Source organism: Endozoicomonas sp. ONNA1 (genome assembly GCF_024606325.1).
GTDB lineage: Bacteria > Pseudomonadota > Gammaproteobacteria > Pseudomonadales > Endozoicomonadaceae > Endozoicomonas_A.
In genome coordinates this window covers 1-17,016 of the sequence record NZ_JAHHPN010000201.1, presented here as the reverse complement: position 1 = coordinate 17,016, position 17,016 = coordinate 1, and the positions used below count along the sequence as shown (strand labels likewise).

Below are 17,016 nucleotides of genomic sequence, written 5' to 3'. Positions count from 1 at the left end.
TAAACATCTCTCTAGCAATTACGTCTCTTTGGAGACTCGACTAACAAAAACGAGATCATCAGCAGCAGAACAGCCAGAAAAATGCAGAAGACTTCTGCTAACTGGATGCCCAGAGAACCTCCCAGTCCGGCCAGGATTGCTCCTAAGGTATATCCGAGGGTATGAATCATACTGAGGGTTCCCGTCAGAACCCCCTGCTGATCTACCTGCTCTGATGCCAGTGTCGTGTAAGCAGGGGTTAGTAATGCAATCGAAGCAGCGCAGATGACCAGTCCGAATATCAGGCATATCAGGAGAGTGGCTGTGATCATCAGGAAACTACCGACCAGTAATAAAATGCTGCCGACTTTTAATGACAGAATCAGTCTGCCCTGAGCAAAGCGAGAAACCAGCAGATGGGTCACCACCGTCGAAAAAGCGGCCACCATCATCAGCATCGAAAGTACTCTTGATGCCGACACCCCGTCGAAAGAAAAACGCTCCTGTAAAATAGGACCTATGAGGTACTGCAGCAGACCGAAGAGCGTCGTCACAGAGCAGGCTACCAGCAAAACAGGCCAGAGTGATTTCAACATTTGCCTGAACTGCTTTTTCTCTTCGCTGTTCTTTTCCTGTTTAACTTCCAGAGGCTTGTCGGTGGTTAATATCGAGACCTGTATGAGTAAGGGGATAGCCAGAATCACCAATGCTAAAACAGGGAACAGACTGCCCTGATCAATCAGCACTGCCGGAATCACAGGGCCTATGAAACGCCCGGCATTAATACTGGCTGTAATCCGACTCAGGCTACGCATTCTGTTGGAATCTTCGCTGTCGTCTATAACCCAGGCTTGAACCGCCGGGTACAAGCCCGAAACTAACAGACCATACAGAATTCTGGCCAAAAACATCAAACCGATGGCCAGCTCTTTGCCCAGTAGTCCTGAGCTCAGACCATGAAGCGCAAATGCCAGCAGTAAAAAGCTGGTCGCAAATCCAAAAAGCCCGGCCTGAACCACTTTCCTGCGACCAAAACGGTCACTTATTCTGCCCCAGACTGGCGAAGTAAAAATAAACAGACAGGTTCCCAGTGCCACCATTGCCGTCAGCAGGCCATAACCCAGCCCGGTTTCTTCAACAATAGCTGGCAGGCAAATCAATAACGTAGTCTGCCCGGCACCGAGCATAAATACCGGGCCAAACCGGCTGAATTCCTTAATTGAGTCTCCGGATTGATAAACCGGTTTTGCCATGAAAGGGCCAAGCTCATTTTGTTGCATGTTTCATGTCTGTTGTTGTGACTTGTTGCAAATGATAACAATTCTCATTTACAATTCAAGCACGATTGACCCGGACCTTGCATTAAATCTCTTGGTGTAAGGGGAATGAGGTCTTTCAAGTTATGAGTTGAATAATAAGATCATTCTGGAGAATGAAATCAGTGTCCACTCCGTTTCTTGAAACTACAACCATTAAAGCTGTAAACGACTCATCATATAACAGGTTCGAACATGAGCTTAGCCGCGATTACAATCGTCATGAGCTGGCCGAAAGTCTCAGTGCAGGCTGCTTTTTTAATGCTTTGCTCAGGGAATGGAAAGGCTGGTCATTAGAACCTGTTGATAGCCACAGGAAATGGCTGACCGGTCAATCAATGAGTCTAAACTGGCAACCGCCTGTTGAAGCTGAAGCGGCTGTTTCAATCCCCTTGAACAACAGCAACAACCGGCTTTTGATTTATATTAAATATTTATCAATCAGCGGTAGACACCAGTTCTGCAGGCCCATCGCCCTGGTTAACCAAAAAGACAATGCCATCACGGATTTATCCTTCATGGAAGGTGTTCAGTTAATCCTTAAAGAAAATGCATTATGGGCCAGTGAAGCCGAGCACAGGCAACTGTTTCTTAACCGTGTTAAAAACAGCGTCGAGAATGTAGCGTCTGTTCTTGAATTGAGAAAAAACGAACTCGATCAACTATTTTCCGGCTGCATGGATTTTCAATCTTCAGAGCAAGCTCTTCTGGTGGGTCACTCCGTTCACCCCACTCCCAAAAGTCGGGATCAATTTACCGCCGAGGACTCGGAACGTTATATTCCTGAATACGGAAATAGTTTCCAGCTGCACTGGTTTTCTATTAATACCAATCTCCTGGAAGCGGACAGTGTTCACGAATATTCATTCCACGAACTGACTCGGCAACTGGCTTTTGAAGATCGGGAGTTCTCCGACGGTTTTCTCAGAGATATTCCCGAACATCAGACCCTGCTACCCGCTCACCCCTGGCAGGCTCAACAGTGGTTAAAGAATGCTTATATCCGGCAGTTGCTCAGTGAAGGCAAACTTATCGACCATGGCCTGCACGGCAGCCCGTGGCGCGCCACTTCTTCAGTACGTGCTATCCATGGGACCCACGCCACCTTCATGCTGAAGTATTCACTCAGTGTCAAACTGACCAATTCGATCCGTCACCTGCTTCCCAAGGAAGTGATTCGGGGTAAGGAAATCCATCAGGTGAAATACCAGACGCCTGTCGGTAGCGAATTGAAACACCTGTATCCGGATTTCGAAATCATCACCGAACCGGCACATGCCGCCATCAAGGGAGAAGACGGTCAGGTGCTGCCTGAAACCATGATGGTCCTCCGGGAAAACCCTTTCAACCGGGAAACCATCAACCAATCTACAGAGTTGCTGGCCAGCCTGACTCAGGACAACCCGGTGGGTGAACCCAGACTGATTAATCTGATCCGGGATTTGGCTGTGAAGGAAAAGGCCAAACCCGAAACGGTCGCACAGAAGTGGTTTGCAAAATACCTTGCCAAAGTGCTGGAGCCCCTGATCGTTAGTCAATCAGACTTTGGCCTGCTGCTGGGCGCTCATCAACAAAATCTGTTGATCAGTATGCCGAAGGGCTACCCGGAAACCGTCTATTTTCGGGACTGTCAGGGCACGGGGTATAGCCGTCTGGCCAGAGAACTCTTGCGAGAACACCTGCCTGTGGCTGATGAGGAAAAAGAGCACCACGTTAGTGAACAGCTTGGCAACCGCCTGTTCACCTACTACCTGCTGATTAATTCCACCTTTGGTGTCATCAGCGTACTGGGAGCCAGCAATATCCTTTCGGAGAAAGAGCTTCTGTCCTCCCTCTACCGATTCCTGGATAACCTTCGCAAGCAAGGTCGCCGGGACACCTGCTGCCTTGATTACATTCTGGATAGCAGAGAACTCTGGTCAAAAGGCAACTTTTACTGCACCTACTGCAACATTAACGAGAACACTTTGAAGAACCCTATGGATGTCTATCACTCCATGAGGAACCCCTTGCAGGCATTCGGTGAGGTTGATCCCTGATACACACTAATCATATTTCCGTGAAAAACATTTCGCGATGCCATTTTCACAGTTGAAGATGACGTTCCCTGTTTTTCTTCGTTCAAGGCTATTCAGACTCACTCTTATGGAAGAGCAATGACTCAAATATCAACAATTACCCTGCCAGGGGCATCAGACTGCGAAATTTCTTTGCAATTATTGTCATCCAATAGTCTGGCGGTGCATGACAACCATCAATCCCTGCTATTGACCCTTTCCGAACAGGATACTGCTTTAGTAAATGCAGTCAACGAATCCGACCTCCCTGAGAAGATACCGAATCATCTCATTGCGGCCAGTCTGGACTACCTGTTTTCCCGCAATCCGGATCTCTCCCGGCTTCACTTTGCACCAGCATTGGCTGAAAGGCTTCAAGACAATCAGTTGATACACAGTCATGAGGAAAATTCGCAGGAAGGTATCAGTTATCGCTCGGGCCTGTATCAGAACCGAACCCTCTGGCACTGGCAAAAAGATAACCAGACGATACCTGAAATCTGGACCGAAAACGAAAAGGCTATCGCACATCCTCTGCGTCAGGAACAACCTAAATGTGTCGTTTATAACCGTTATGACTATCAAAATGACCTCACCATCTCCTTCAGAACGCTTGATCTGGAAAAGGACCTTGATCTTTTCCATGAGTGGATGAATCAGCCTCGTGTCTCAGAGTTTTGGGAGATGGCTCAGAGCCGGGAAGAGCTGACAGCCTATCTTCAGTCGGTATTGAAAGACCGAAGAGTCTGGCCAATGGTGGGTTGTTTCAACGGTGAACCTTTTGGGTATTTCGAAGTTTACTGGGCTCTGGAAGACCGGATTGCCCCTTACTACGATTGCCAGCCCTGGGACCGTGGCTTCCACCTTCTGGTAGGCAATCCGGAATTTCTGGGCCAGAGATACTCCAACAGCTGGACAAAGGCCATCACTCACTTCCTGTTCCTGGACGACCCCAGGACTACACGCCTGGTGGGTGAACCCAGAGCCGACAATAAAAGAGTGTTGAAGCTGTTATGTCCCGCTGGCTGGTCATTCGTCAAAGAGTTTGATTTCCCTCATAAACGTGCGTCACTGGTCAACTGTTGCAGGGATAGTTTCTTTCAGGAGGTCCAGCTATGAATCAGGCTGTTAAGGCTATACCTGTCAATGAGCACGTCGGGTTCTGGCAGAAGGCTAACTGTCGGCTACTGGCAAAAACACTCGGAGAGCTGAGCTGGGAAGAAGTCATCGTCCCCAAAGAAGTAGCGCCTGAAGAATTGGGTGGTGGACTCTTTATCCTTGAACTGAAAAGCGGCGTGAGCTACCGCTTTCATGCCTGGAGGACCATCTGGGATCAGTTAATAGTGGACAATGCCTCCATTTCCCGAAGCTATCTTAACAATCACTGTGACTCAGCACTGGAAGCCAGCCAGTTTTTTATAGATGCGAAGGAAGAGCTGGGATTGGACTCTGCAACACTGGCAAACTTTCTGGAAGAACTGGCCAACACACTTATGGCTGAGGTAAAGGTTCAAAAAAACTATCATCAGAAAACTGCAGCCGAACTGATTGAGCTGGAGGATGACGAGTTGCAATGTTATCTGGATGGTCATCCCAAAGTCACCGTCAGCAAGGGACGTCTTGGCTGGGGTCAGGAGGATTATCAGGATTACGCCACTGAGTTTCTGCCCGACATTCAACTTGAATGGGTCGCATTAAGCCGTGAAAACTGTCAGCTCTCTTTAGCCGTCGACCTTCGGGAAAATGATCTGATCAACGCGGTTCTCAACAGCGTTGATCAGGCAAAACTGACTGACCGTTGTCGTCAACTCAATGTTGATTCCAGCCAATTTTTCCTTATGCCGGTGCACCCCTGGCAATGGAGTAACCGTCTGGTCAACCTATTTGCTTCTGACATTGCAGCAGGACATATCGTTCATCTCGGAAGCTATGGAGACCCCATGCTGCCACAACAGTCACTCCGAACTCTGTCCAATAAAAAGCGACCAGAGCAATTGAACATCAAACTGCCACTCTCCATTTTAAATACCTCCTGCTACAGGGGTATTCCCGGTCGATACATTCAGGCAGGCCCCATGGTTTCACGCTGGCTCTCTGAGATAGCTGCATCGGATCCCGTCCTGTCTCATCGCAGGACCATTATTCTGGAAGAACCTGCCGGGGCTTTTTATCCAAACCCTCAGTTTGAACAGATAACGGATGCTCCCTACCGTTATCACGAAATGCTTGGCTGCATCTGGCGGCAGAGTGTTCACGCTAAAACCGGAGAAACAGAACGAGCTGTCCTGATCTCTACCCTTTTTCAGAAAGACGGCTATGGTTATCCATTGATTTGCGAGTACATCCATCGTTCCGGATTGGCGACAGAACAGTGGTTATCAAAGCTTTTTGATGTGGTGGTGGTTCCTCTTTATCATTTGCTGTGCAAATACGGCGTTGGTCTGGTGGCCCATGGCCAGAATATTACTCTTGTTCTGGACAATCATCAGCCGGTCAGAGTGGCCCTGAAGGATTTTCAGGGTGACCTGAGACTGATCGATCAGGATTTTCCTGAACTTGACAGCCTGGGTGATTACGCCCGTTCAGTGACTGTTCGCCTGCCCGCCGCTCATCTTATCCACGACTTGCAGACAGGCCATTTTGTAACCGTCCTTCGCTTTATCTCTGCCTGTCTTGCCGAGAAAGGCTTCTCTGAACACCGTTTCTACCAATTACTGGGTGAACAACTTCAGTCGTATATGAATAGACACCCCGAACTGGAAAATCGTTTCAAACTGTTCGACCTGTTCACACCGGAAATAGCCCGAGTTTGTCTAAACCGGGTTCGTTTCAAACTCGGCTATGGCGACACTAGCGAGCGTCCTCTGCCAGAACTCGGAACCCCTCTCAAGAACCCTCTGGCCATAACACTCACGGAAGAATGATGAACTTTACACACTATGATGACACCATCCCCCTTGATCTGGCTGGACTGGGCTCTGGCCCGTTCAACCTGAGCCTTGCAGCATTGCTGGAAAGCCTTCCTGAGCTACAGGTTCGTTTCTTTGACAAAAAGCCCTCTTTTGGCTGGCATCCCGGGCTCATGTTGCCCGGTGCTCACATGCAGACCTCCTGCCTGAAAGATCTGGTCACTGCCGTGCAACCCACCAGTCGCTGGTCTTTCTTGTCATTCCTTGTGGAAAAGGAGCGGTTTTATTCCTTTTTATCCACAGAAAAGATGGTGATCAGTCGAACCGAATTCGTCGAGTACATGAGCTGGGTCGCAGAGAATCTGGAGTCATTACAGTTTGGCTCGGAGATCAGAGAAGTTAGCTTTGAAAAGGATAGCTTCATCCTGCACACAGAAAACGAGAAAGTTAAAGCACATAATCTCTGTCTGGGGACAGGCAAAGTACCCTACGTTCCAGACTGTGCCCGGGCGATGGTCGGTCAGCACTGTTTTCATGCCAGCGAACTGATGACCCGCCAGCCTGAGCTTCGCAACAGAAAGGTTGCCATCATTGGTGGGGGCCAGACCGGTGCTGAAGTCTTTCTCAACTGTCTGCGTGAAAAATGGGGTAAGGCTGATCAGATTCAATGGATTTCCCGCCGGGCCAGCTTTGAGCCGCTGGATGAAAGTCCATTTACCAATGAATATTTTACACCCGACTATGTCAGCCGCTTTTTATCCCTGCCTGAAGAGAAAAAAGAAACCATTGTCCAGTATCAGAAGCTGGCCAGTGACGGGATTACACCTGCCTACTTGCTGGAAATCTACCGGGAACTCTACGACCGCACTTATCTGTACCAGGATCAAATAAACTGGAAACTTCTGCCCGACCGAACCCTGAAGGCCATGTCTGAATCTTCGGGTGGCTTCTACGATCTCAAGCTCACTAATGCCCTGTCTGCAGAGGATGAAATACTCTCTGCTGATATCGTCATTCTTTGCACAGGCTTTCAGAATGTTCTGCCCCGTTACCTGGAGCCGATTCAGCCCAGGTTGAACCTTGACGAATACCATCGCTTTAAACTTTCTTCCAGCTTTGCCGTTGATTGGGAGGGTCCGGACAACAGACGCATTTACGCCGTCAATGCGGGCCTGCACAGTCACGGTATTGCCGAGCCTCAGCTGAGTCTGACCGCCTGGCGATCAGCTACCATCATCAATGATCTGGCTCAACGAGAAATCTTTTCTGTCAATCAACCTGTTAGCCTGATTGACTGGTAAGGCCGTCTTCAACAAGCCGACTCCGGAACATTCGGAGTCGGCTTGCACACAAGTACAACAGGAACCTCTGCAGGGAACAGGGACTTTGATTCGCCTTTACAGAGGTAAATAATTTAATTCATCTCTCACAAACACGCTTGCTTCTATACTAATGAGCCTGACAGGCTTATGACTCCCTCTGCTGAATTTCATGCTCAGGAGCATAAGCCCCACAGGCTCCATAACTTTTATAGATGAGGCAGGTGAGATGACATGACCCAGGCAACAATCTACCCGGTTCCCGAAGCTTTTAAAGACTCATGGATGAGCGAAGAAAAATATCAGGAGCTGTATCGCTACTCTCTGGAGAATCCGGAAGCGTTCTGGGGTAACAAAGCTGAACGATATCTGGACTGGTACCGGCCCTGGGATTCCATTTATGAAGGCGACTTCAAAAGGTGTGAAGTAAGCTGGTTCAAGGGTGGACAGCTGAATGCCAGCGTCAACTGCATTGATAGACATCTGGATAACCGGGCCGACCAGGTAGCCATCATCTGGGAAGGTGACACGTCTGACTTGCAGCGCAAAATTACTTATCAGGAGATGTATGAAGAAGTCTGCAAACTGGCCAATGGCCTGAAGGTGCAAGGCGTTAACCGGGGTGACAGGGTTTGTATCTACATGCCCATGGTACCCGAAGCGGTTTATGCCATGCTTGCCTGTGCACGCATTGGAGCGGTTCATTCCGTAGTCTTTGGCGGCTTCTCTCCAAACTCCCTTCGTGATCGTATTCTCGACTGTGACTGTCGGGCTCTGATCACCGCTGATGAGGGGATTCGGGGAGGGAAGCGCATCCCTCTCAAACAGAATACAGATGAAGCCCTGAAAGAGTGTCCTGATGTCAATACAGTAGTGGTTTACGAGAGAACCGGAGCCAGCATTGAATGGCAGGAAGGGCGCGATATTTCCTACCAGCAATTAACATCAAACCAGCCAGTGACCTGTGAGCCTGAGGTAATGGAATCTGAAGATCCACTCTTCATTCTTTATACTTCAGGCTCTACCGGAAAACCTAAAGGTGTTCTTCACAGTACAGCGGGCTATCTGCTCCATACCACGGTCACATTTCATTACGTTTTTGATTACCATGAAGGCGACATTTTTTGGTGCGGTGCTGATGTAGGCTGGATAACCGGCCACTCCTATATTGTCTATGGCCCATTATCTAATGGTGCCACTATGGTCATGCATGAGGGTGTCCCTTTTTGGCCCGATGCCTCAAGAATCTGGGATATGGTAGATCGTCACCAAGTGAATACGCTCTACATAGCACCTACGGCAATCCGGGCTTTGATGGCCAGAGGTGATGAATACGTCAAACAAACTTCGCGAGCCAGTCTGAAAATTCTGGGTACCGTGGGCGAACCCATCAACCCGGAAGCCTGGCAATGGTACCACCATAGCGTGGGTGAAGAACGTTGCCCCATTATCGATTCCTGGTGGCAAACAGAAACGGGCGCCATGATGATTACACCATTGCCGGGAGCCACTGCTTTAAAACCCGGCTATGCAACCCGGCCTTTCCTCGGCATCCGTCCCGCTATTCTCGATAATGAGGGTAACGAGATTGTGGGACCCGGTCAGGGGAGTCTGGTGATCACCGGTTCCTGGCCGGGCCAGATCAGAACCATATACGGTAATCATCAGCGAACCCTTGATACTTACTTCAGTCGATACCCGGGTTATTACTTCACAGGAGACGGAGCCCGCAGGGATGAGAATGGCTATTACCAGATCACAGGCAGAATGGATGATGTGATTAATGTGGCGGGCCATCGTTTGGGCACTGCAGAAATAGAAAGTGCCCTGGTATTGCATGAAGCGATTGCAGAAGCAGCGGTAGTGGGAGTGCCTCACCCGGTAAAGGGCGAAAGTCTCTACGCTTTCATGACTCCTATGGACGGCGTTGAAATCACCGACGATCTGAAGCTGGAACTTTCCAATCTGGTGGCCAGTGAAATCGGTTCGTTCGCCCGACCGGAGATACTTCACCCATGTCCTGCTCTGCCCAAAACCCGCTCTGGCAAAATCATGCGACGTATCTTGCGCAAACTGGCTCAGGGCGAGAAAGATGATCTGGGTGATTTGAGTACACTGGCCGATCCGGCGGTGATTGAGCAGCTGTTGAGTTCCACTTGAAAGTCTCTTTCAGTGCGCCCTTTTCCAGCGCTTCTTGTTGATCGAATTAGCTTGTTTCTGAAGGGAGGCTTAAGCTACGTATATACCTCTAATCCTATCCATGCATTGACAGACAGAGTGGTAGGCAGTCATGAATTTTTTGTAAGGCTACTCGGGATTGTCTTGGCTCATCCGTTGGGTTAGCTATTACTCCCGTTAACACGGCCCCTTTCGACAGAACCGCCAGCGGGGAAGTCGCTAAGGGGTTTTTTATTGCACGAAATTTACCAATCCCACTCTTCCCAACCTTCTATAATCCCCATGCCGTGCAGGTTTAAGCCAAGGTTCTCAAGGTCTGGGAATTGGAGCAGATGTGTCTTTAATCGCTCCCACCATGAAGAAGTCGTATTAATTATCGTAAATCACCTGATACTCCACAAAGAGTTAAGTCATCCCAATTCAAAAAACTCAACGCCGGAGTGCTACCAGCCACTTATCCAACTGGTTGGCAAACTGCTGGCGATCACTCTGGCTCAGCGCCGGAGGACCACCGGATTCAATGCCACTGGCACGGAGTGTATCCATAAAGTCACGCATATTCAGTCTTGCCCGAATATTATCTTTGGTGAACAGTTCACCACGAGGACTCAATGCCCCAGCGCCTTTTTCAATCACTTCCGCAGCCAGGGGAATATCGCTGGTGATCACCAGGTCTCCTGACTCAGCTCTTTTGACAATCTCATTGTCTGCAACATCAAAGCCGGAGGCGACCTGCAGGGATTTTATAAAGCGGGACCCCGGAACCCTGAGTGGCTGGTTGGCCACCAGAGTCAGTGGGGTTTCGGTTCGGTCGGCAGCTCTGAAAAGAATTTCCTTGATCACCACCGGGCAGGCATCGGCATCAACCCAAATTTTCATTCTGTGAGAACGCTCTTCATCCGGAAAACTGCCTGTCGGACTTAACACCCTCTCAGCCTGAATCCCGGGAATAATCAAAATGTGAAAAAGATCAGGACCATCACCATGAACGGGCAGAAAAACCGAATGTACCAGGGCCAGATCTTCCAGAAGAGACTGTGCTCAACATCCGGATACCCTTTCTGCAGTTCTCTTAGTTTTTGATCCCTGGACCATATCCAGGCCGCGTAGATACAGACGACCAGGCTCAACAGAGGCATAGCATAACGGGTTGTCAGGTTGACCACAAAGTCAAAGAGCACATCAAACCAGATCATGACACAGACACTGACACCGAAAGTGATCAGCGAGATCAGCCAGGAGCTGGCATTTCTGCGGGCAAGATGTCGTCTCTGGCAAACTGCTACCGGCACTTCCAGAATCGAAACCGCTGAGGTCAAAGCAGTAATAGTTAACAGAAGAAAGAAGGCCAGGGAGAGCAGAATACCCAGTGGACCAAACTGAAGAAAAAGCTGCGGTAAAACATCAAACACCAGCTTGTCGGCACTTTTCAGGGCACCCTCTGCGGTGTAGATATCAATTCCGTGATTCAACGCAACGTACATACCCGGAATAATCAGCAACCCGGCCATCACGGCCACCAGCGTATCAGTGACTGCAACACTGGCAGCCATCACTGGAATATTAGAGTCCCGGGTCAGGTAAGCACCATAAACCACCATGATGCCAACTCCCAGAGACATAGAGAAAAATGACTGACCCAGCGCACTGATAAGCAGGTCTTTACTCAGCAGCTTGGAAAAGTCAGGCAGCACAAAATACCGAAGACCATCCTGAGCCCCTTCCTGCGTCATGGTAAAAACAATTAGCAACAGAATCAGCAGCACCAACATCGGCATCAGACGGCTGCACCATTTCTCAATGCCGTCGGCAACACCGCCGGATACAATGGCTGCTACCATCGCCATGAATGCACCGGCCGCTATCATCGTGGGCAAAGGATTAAATGAAGTCAGTGAAGCGGCCAGACTGTCGAGTCCCAGGGCCACCGCTACGGGAGCCAGCCCAAAACAGATGATCCAGCCGGAAATGATGGCATAAAAGGTATAGATCAGTAGAACCGTTATCGTTGATGCCCAGCCAGTGAGCTTACCCAAAAACTTGCAAAAAGACCTGTTGCTGACGCTTTCAAGCGTCGAGACCGGGTCCGAGCGTCCATACCGACCAATGACCAGCTCAGCCACCAGCATGGGCCACGCAAGCAGGAAAGAGAAACAAAGATAGATAAGAACGAAGGCAGCGCCACCATTGTCGGCGGTTTGGGCAGGAAACCCCCAGATATTGCCTATACCTACAGCGGAGCCCACAGCGGCAAGATAGAAACCCAGTCTGGAAGTAAACTGGGGAGCATTCTCTGAGGGTTGGTCATACACGGTGTTTTCATGGTCCATTCAAATGTACCTTTTTATGCCATGAAAAATACTTTTCTTCGCTCATGGCTATTTTATGCGGGGAAACATCTCATCTTCCCAAAATGAAAAACGTCCTTAAACAAGCTTCCTAATGCGTTTTATTTCCCCAGAGTACCGCATGTACTTAGCACGTATGTACAACGTAAAACCCTTCAACCGAGTCTATATCTCAAAGAAAACATCTATCCAGTGTATACAAAATAAACAAATCGAGGTGATTAATTTTTATTCCGCCTTAAAAAGAGGTACTTCCACAAAGAAAAAGAGTGTTTTTTACCGTAGAGTTTTTCTCTTACTTAACCTCCTGAACGTTTGGCGTCGTATCCGGCGCTTTTGAGAACATCTACCATAACATCCACATGATCCCCCTGTAGCTCAATATTGCCGTCTTTTACAGCACCACCACCGCCACAGCGCTTTTTCAGCGTCTTGGCGTAGGCCTTAAGGTCGTTACCCGCCAGCGGCAAGCCAGTGATTACAGTGACCACTTTGCCACCACGACCTTTCTTTTCAGGGCGGACACGGACGTTGCCATCTCCCACTTCGTCCTTAACCTTTTCTTCCTTAATGCGACCCATATCGGTCGAATAAACCAGTTTGCTGCTCATTTTTTATCAGGATATCCGATCTTAACCTTTCTCAAGCAGTCGGCGCAGATCGATGATTGCAGCATTGGCTCGAGAAATATAATTGGCCATGACCAGTGAATGGTTGGCCAATATGCCAAACCCACTGCCATTGAGAATGAATGGACTCCAAACAGTATCCTGAGTGGCTTCCAGTTCGCGAATAATTTGCCTCAGGCTGATAGTAGCGTTCTTTTTTTCCAGTACATCAGCAAAGTCGATCTCTATCGCTTTCATCAGATGAATCAGTGCCCAGGAAGAGCCACGAGCTTCATAGAAAACATCATCGATTTGGGTCCAGGGTGTTTTTACTTCCACCAGCGTATTTGCTTCTGTGGACTGCGAAGCTTCGGCATCCCCGGCCAGATCAGTATTAATGCGCGGTTTGCCGACACTGGCACTTAACCTTTGGGAAAGACTGCCCAGACGGGTTTCAACATCAGTCAGCCAACGGGTCAGGTTATCAGCACGGGCATAGAACTGGGCACGATCCTGCTTATCGGGCAGTCGACGCATATAATTGCCGAGTTTATCGATACCACGCTGATATTCTTTTTCACTGGATGGCAGAATCCAGCTCCTGGAATCAAAGTTAAACTGAGGCTCGGCAATGGCCAGATCACGATCTTCTTGAGACTGGGACTGGGAACGACTCATATCTTTACGAAGAGAGCGGGCCATATCACGCACCTGAACCAGCACACCCAGCTCCCAGCCTGGCATATTGTCCATGAACACACCGGGAGGACCGATGTCATTCCGGATATAGCCACCGGGTTTGCTCAGCAGCGTGTCAGCAAGACGATAAAGCGTAGCTGTAGTCGTGTAACCCACTACAACCTCCTGCCCGTTGGCCTGTGCCATCTGTTCAGTATTGGCTCTTACTGAAAAGCTATCTGGCTCAATGCTCCAGTAAATACCCAAAGCAGTGAAGCCAATCAATACGGCACCAACAACGACGGCAATCGTTTTGCCTCCGGGTATATTGCCTTTCAGGGTGCCTGTGAGACCTTCAGTTACTGAAGACACACGTTCTTTTATCTTTTCCAGAGCCATAGATTCCTCATTGCCCCAATCTGAGTATTGCTCATTATCCTCTATTCAGAGCGGCTGTTAAAGACACAGCACCTGCGCTGTAAATAGGGTGGCTCAGAAAATAGTCTTCAAAAATTCCCTGATGACTTTCCAACGAACCAACCCGTAATCTTTTCAGCCTTTTCTGAACGCCTCATTAATCGCAATAAACCCATGAAACAGCACGGTAATACTACTCATTGCTGACTAGAATGTTGGTACATCGCAATAGTCGCTTCCTGAAACCATAAATCAGTCATGGGCGATGAACACAATTTCTTTCATTCCTGACGATGAAACCATGTTCAGCACTAATAATGTTGAGATTCCTATCCGTGAACACTGCTTCAATTGATTTAGGCAAGGATCCTGTGCCTGTCTGTTTCAGACATTACCTGGTGCCCGCAATTCTGGGCATGGCCATTAAAGCCATATACGTTCTGGCAGATCTGATGTTTATTGGTCAGACAGAAGGATCTAAAGGGCTGGCAGCCATCAATATCGCTATTCCCTATTTTACCTTCATGTCTGCCATTGCCATGAGTATCGGGGTCGGTGGCTCTGCGATCATGGCTATTCGTTTTGGTCAAAACAGAAAGCAGGAAGGCCTGGCTCTGTTTCAACAGTCACTGTTCCTGACCGCCATTATTATGCTGATCATGACCCTGTTCAGTCTCTTGTTTTTGAGTGATATCTCTCGCTTGTTTGGCGCCAATGAAGAACTCTTGCCAATGGTTAATGATTATCTCGGGGTGCTGACCTTATTTGCGGTTCCCTACGCCATTGGATGGGTACTTGCCAGTTTTATTCGAAACGACGGCAATCCAAAACTGGTGATGGTCGCCATGACAGCCAGTGCACTGAGTAATGTTTTTCTGGACTGGCTGTTCCTCTTTCCTTTTGGCTGGGGAATGAAGGGAGCCGCGCTGGCTACAGGCATAGCCCAATTGGCTATGGTTACTACGCTGCTTTTGCATTTCAAGCGTCCCAACATTCAACTCACGCTCAACTCTGCTTTACCAACCTGGTCACAGGCCAGAGCCATTATCGTAAATGGAATACCGACGTTTATTATGGAATCGGCTAACGGTTTTGTGGTGATGGCTTCCAACTGGGTATTACTCAGTCTTGGTGGGAATCTCTTTATTTCGGCCTACACGATCGCCCTTAACTGCAACTGGGTAGTGATTATGCTCGCCTATGGGGTGACTCAGGCTGCCCAGCCCATAATCAGTTTTAACCATGGAGCGGAACACACAGATCGCATTATGAGTATTCTCAGATTAGCCCTGGGACTGGTCATTGTTATAGGTGGCATGATGACTGCGTTCATGGTTTTTTTCGCAGAAAACATCGTAAGTTTGTTTGTGAATGAAGCGGCTGAAGAATTACTGTCTCTGAGCGGTTATGTGCTAGGACTCTACGCGTTATCCATTGTCCCCCTGGGCGTCAGCTTGATTACAGTCTCTCTGTATCAATCCATTGCCCGCTCAAGGTGTTCGACAGTCATCTCGCTGCTGAGAGCTTTGATATTGCCTCTTCTTGGCCTGTTCTTCCTGCCAGTCATTTTCAATGATGACAGTGTCTGGCTGAACTTCCTGCTGGCTGAAGCACTGACCGCGCTGCTCAGCCTTTACTTTCTCAGAAGGTACTGGCTGCGAAAGCAAAACCATCAACCAGAACTGCAACTGCACAACACTCCCTGATCACGGCCGTTAAGCTGGCCCGGATAAAAGAAAGAACCTTTTTTAACGATAAAAAGCTTTATTAAAATCAGAGGGTTGGCGAGAGCCCTCTGATATGCTTATAATTCACCTCCACTAAGACCCCACGCGCCTCGAAGCGTTGCGCGTTAAGCGTCATCGAGAGGGAAGGTAGCAGGTTTAATAGTGTCAAAAATGGGGCCTTTAGCTCAGTTGGTTAGAGCATCCGACTCATAATCGGCAGGTCCTGGGTTCGAGTCCCGGAAGGCCCACCAGATAAAAGCCCGAAACGCCCGTATTTACAGCGCTTCGGGCTTTTTCATTACTGAGTGTCACAAGGGTGTCACAACCCTAAAAAAGGGTGTTTATGTCACAAAAGTGTCACCGCAACTTCTGAGTTTCCAGCAAAATAAAAAGTCACAAAAGCCACTGTTTGTCGGCCTTGAAAGCAAACTTTCTGATTTAGACAAGTGCAATCAATTTGCATAGATCTTCACTTTTCAACACTTCGTGCAATAACCCCTTTCTATCCAACCCCTAGCAACTGCACCCTATCCAACCCCATCGTACAAACTGAAAAGTTGCACAAAAATGACACGAAAACGTCGCAGGCGTGGAGTGGAGGAGTGCGATTTTTTGGTTGCGGGAATTTTTGTAGGCGAGACAATATTTACACCGGACCGGGCGATGGCTTGGTCGGTGGTGAGGGATCACTGGTCTTCTGCCTTCAGTGACTTGATAAGTTCATCATGGGAAACGGTTTCCTCGTCCCGGCGCTCTGCCACTGTCGCCAGGTCTTCAAGGTCTTCTATCAGCTCCTGATATTGATCCACAGGCAAAACGACTGATACCCGGTTTCCCTCGTCATCAGTTATGTATTGCGGCTTTTGTTGTGCTGGCATGGTTTTATCTCCGTTTTACGTATTTCCTGTTTTTAAGTGCTGCTGGTGGCCTGTCGGTAATCATCGAGATCCACCAGCTTTGTATCTTCACCCCTGAGAATCTTCTCCGGGAATGCGTCATACTTCTTCAGAGCTTCCCGCTTCTCTGGTAAGCGATCCGAATTATCATAGTGTTTACTCTCAATGCCGCCATCTTCCCGGCTCTGTATCAGGAAACACTGTTCTTGAGGTGCACGGCACTCAATAAGAAGGTTAGTCGCTGTTCTACATTATGGCGCGCCCCGCTATCCCCGATGAAAAGTATTTCGAGGAATTAACAAGGTTATGCACTAATGGTGAAAAACCGAAAAAAATAACTGCAACCGAATTGCAAATCGGGTTTTACGACAGTCATCAGATATAAAACATCGTTGTGTCAGTAAAGTTTCAGCACGTTTGCCATGGATATGAGAATCCACCACTATGTTTTAGTTTACTGTGCCTTTTCCTCTCGTCTATCCTCACTGCTCCTATCCATAGAAAACAAAGGATAGAACCATTAAAAGCCTACTCTTGCACGTATTGGTCTTTGTGCCTTTCGTTTGCCCGGTTGAGCTACAGAC

Annotated in this window: 12 protein-coding genes and 1 tRNA gene; 7 read left to right on the top strand and 6 right to left on the bottom strand. The window is 48.6% G+C overall.

Annotation, left to right across the window (positions count from 1 at the left end; all coding sequences use genetic code 11):
* Positions 1–11: 11 nt before the first annotated feature.
* Positions 12–1,232, bottom strand: a complete 1,221-nt coding sequence (locus KDK19_RS04745; protein ID WP_257291452.1) for an MFS transporter — start codon at positions 1,230–1,232, stop codon at positions 12–14.
* A gap of 188 nt (positions 1,233–1,420) precedes the next feature.
* On the opposite strand from KDK19_RS04745, the gene KDK19_RS04740 reads away from it, so the two are divergent.
* From KDK19_RS04740 to acs, 5 genes are all read left to right on the top strand, one after another.
* A complete protein-coding gene (locus KDK19_RS04740; protein ID WP_257291451.1) occupies positions 1,421–3,334 on the top strand; it encodes an IucA/IucC family protein in 1,914 nt (637 codons plus the stop codon).
* 117 nt (positions 3,335–3,451) lie between these two features.
* Positions 3,452–4,471, top strand: a complete 1,020-nt coding sequence (locus KDK19_RS04735; RefSeq protein ID WP_257281194.1) for a GNAT family N-acetyltransferase — start codon at positions 3,452–3,454, stop codon at positions 4,469–4,471.
* A complete protein-coding gene (locus KDK19_RS04730; RefSeq protein WP_257281195.1) occupies positions 4,468–6,276 on the top strand; it encodes an IucA/IucC family siderophore biosynthesis protein in 1,809 nt (602 codons plus the stop codon). The genes KDK19_RS04735 and KDK19_RS04730 overlap by 4 nt, the downstream gene beginning before the upstream one ends.
* Positions 6,273–7,562: a lysine N(6)-hydroxylase/L-ornithine N(5)-oxygenase family protein gene (locus tag KDK19_RS04725; protein ID WP_257253029.1), complete on the top strand. Its 1,290-nt coding sequence runs from the start codon at positions 6,273–6,275 to the stop codon at positions 7,560–7,562. Before KDK19_RS04730 ends, KDK19_RS04725 begins: the two co-directional genes overlap by 4 nt.
* A gap of 252 nt (positions 7,563–7,814) precedes the next feature.
* Positions 7,815–9,740, top strand: a complete 1,926-nt coding sequence (gene acs, locus KDK19_RS04720; RefSeq protein WP_257291450.1) for an acetate--CoA ligase — start codon at positions 7,815–7,817, stop codon at positions 9,738–9,740.
* A 447-nt stretch (positions 9,741–10,187) separates the two neighbouring features.
* On the opposite strand, the gene KDK19_RS04715 is transcribed toward acs, so the two are convergent.
* From KDK19_RS04715 to KDK19_RS04700, 4 genes are all read right to left on the bottom strand, one after another.
* Entirely contained in the window at positions 10,188–10,637 is a 450-nt protein-coding gene (locus KDK19_RS04715) for a YaiI/YqxD family protein (protein WP_257253061.1), read from the bottom strand.
* A 74-nt stretch (positions 10,638–10,711) separates the two neighbouring features.
* Positions 10,712–12,088 (bottom strand): sodium-dependent transporter, encoded by a 1,377-nt coding sequence (locus KDK19_RS04710; protein WP_257253026.1) that lies wholly within the window; start codon positions 12,086–12,088, stop codon positions 10,712–10,714.
* Positions 12,089–12,405: 317 nt separating this feature from the next.
* A complete protein-coding gene (locus tag KDK19_RS04705) occupies positions 12,406–12,687 on the bottom strand; it encodes a translation initiation factor (protein ID WP_368736436.1) in 282 nt (93 codons plus the stop codon).
* A 51-nt stretch (positions 12,688–12,738) separates the two neighbouring features.
* Positions 12,739–13,791 (bottom strand): DUF2333 family protein, encoded by a 1,053-nt coding sequence (locus KDK19_RS04700; protein ID WP_257253023.1) that lies wholly within the window; start codon positions 13,789–13,791, stop codon positions 12,739–12,741.
* 353 nt (positions 13,792–14,144) lie between these two features.
* Here KDK19_RS04700 and KDK19_RS04695 point away from each other — a divergent pair, with 353 nt between their 5' ends.
* Together KDK19_RS04695 and KDK19_RS04690 are read left to right on the top strand one after the other, a co-directional pair.
* Positions 14,145–15,515, top strand: a complete 1,371-nt coding sequence (locus tag KDK19_RS04695) for an MATE family efflux transporter (protein ID WP_257281199.1) — start codon at positions 14,145–14,147, stop codon at positions 15,513–15,515.
* Between the two features lie 195 nt (positions 15,516–15,710).
* A tRNA-Ile gene (locus KDK19_RS04690) sits at positions 15,711–15,787 on the top strand.
* A 435-nt stretch (positions 15,788–16,222) separates the two neighbouring features.
* On the opposite strand, the gene KDK19_RS04685 is transcribed toward KDK19_RS04690, so the two are convergent.
* Complete coding sequence (locus tag KDK19_RS04685) at positions 16,223–16,414, bottom strand: hypothetical protein (RefSeq protein ID WP_257253021.1); 192 nt, start codon at positions 16,412–16,414, stop codon at positions 16,223–16,225.
* Positions 16,415–17,016 lie beyond the last annotated feature (602 nt).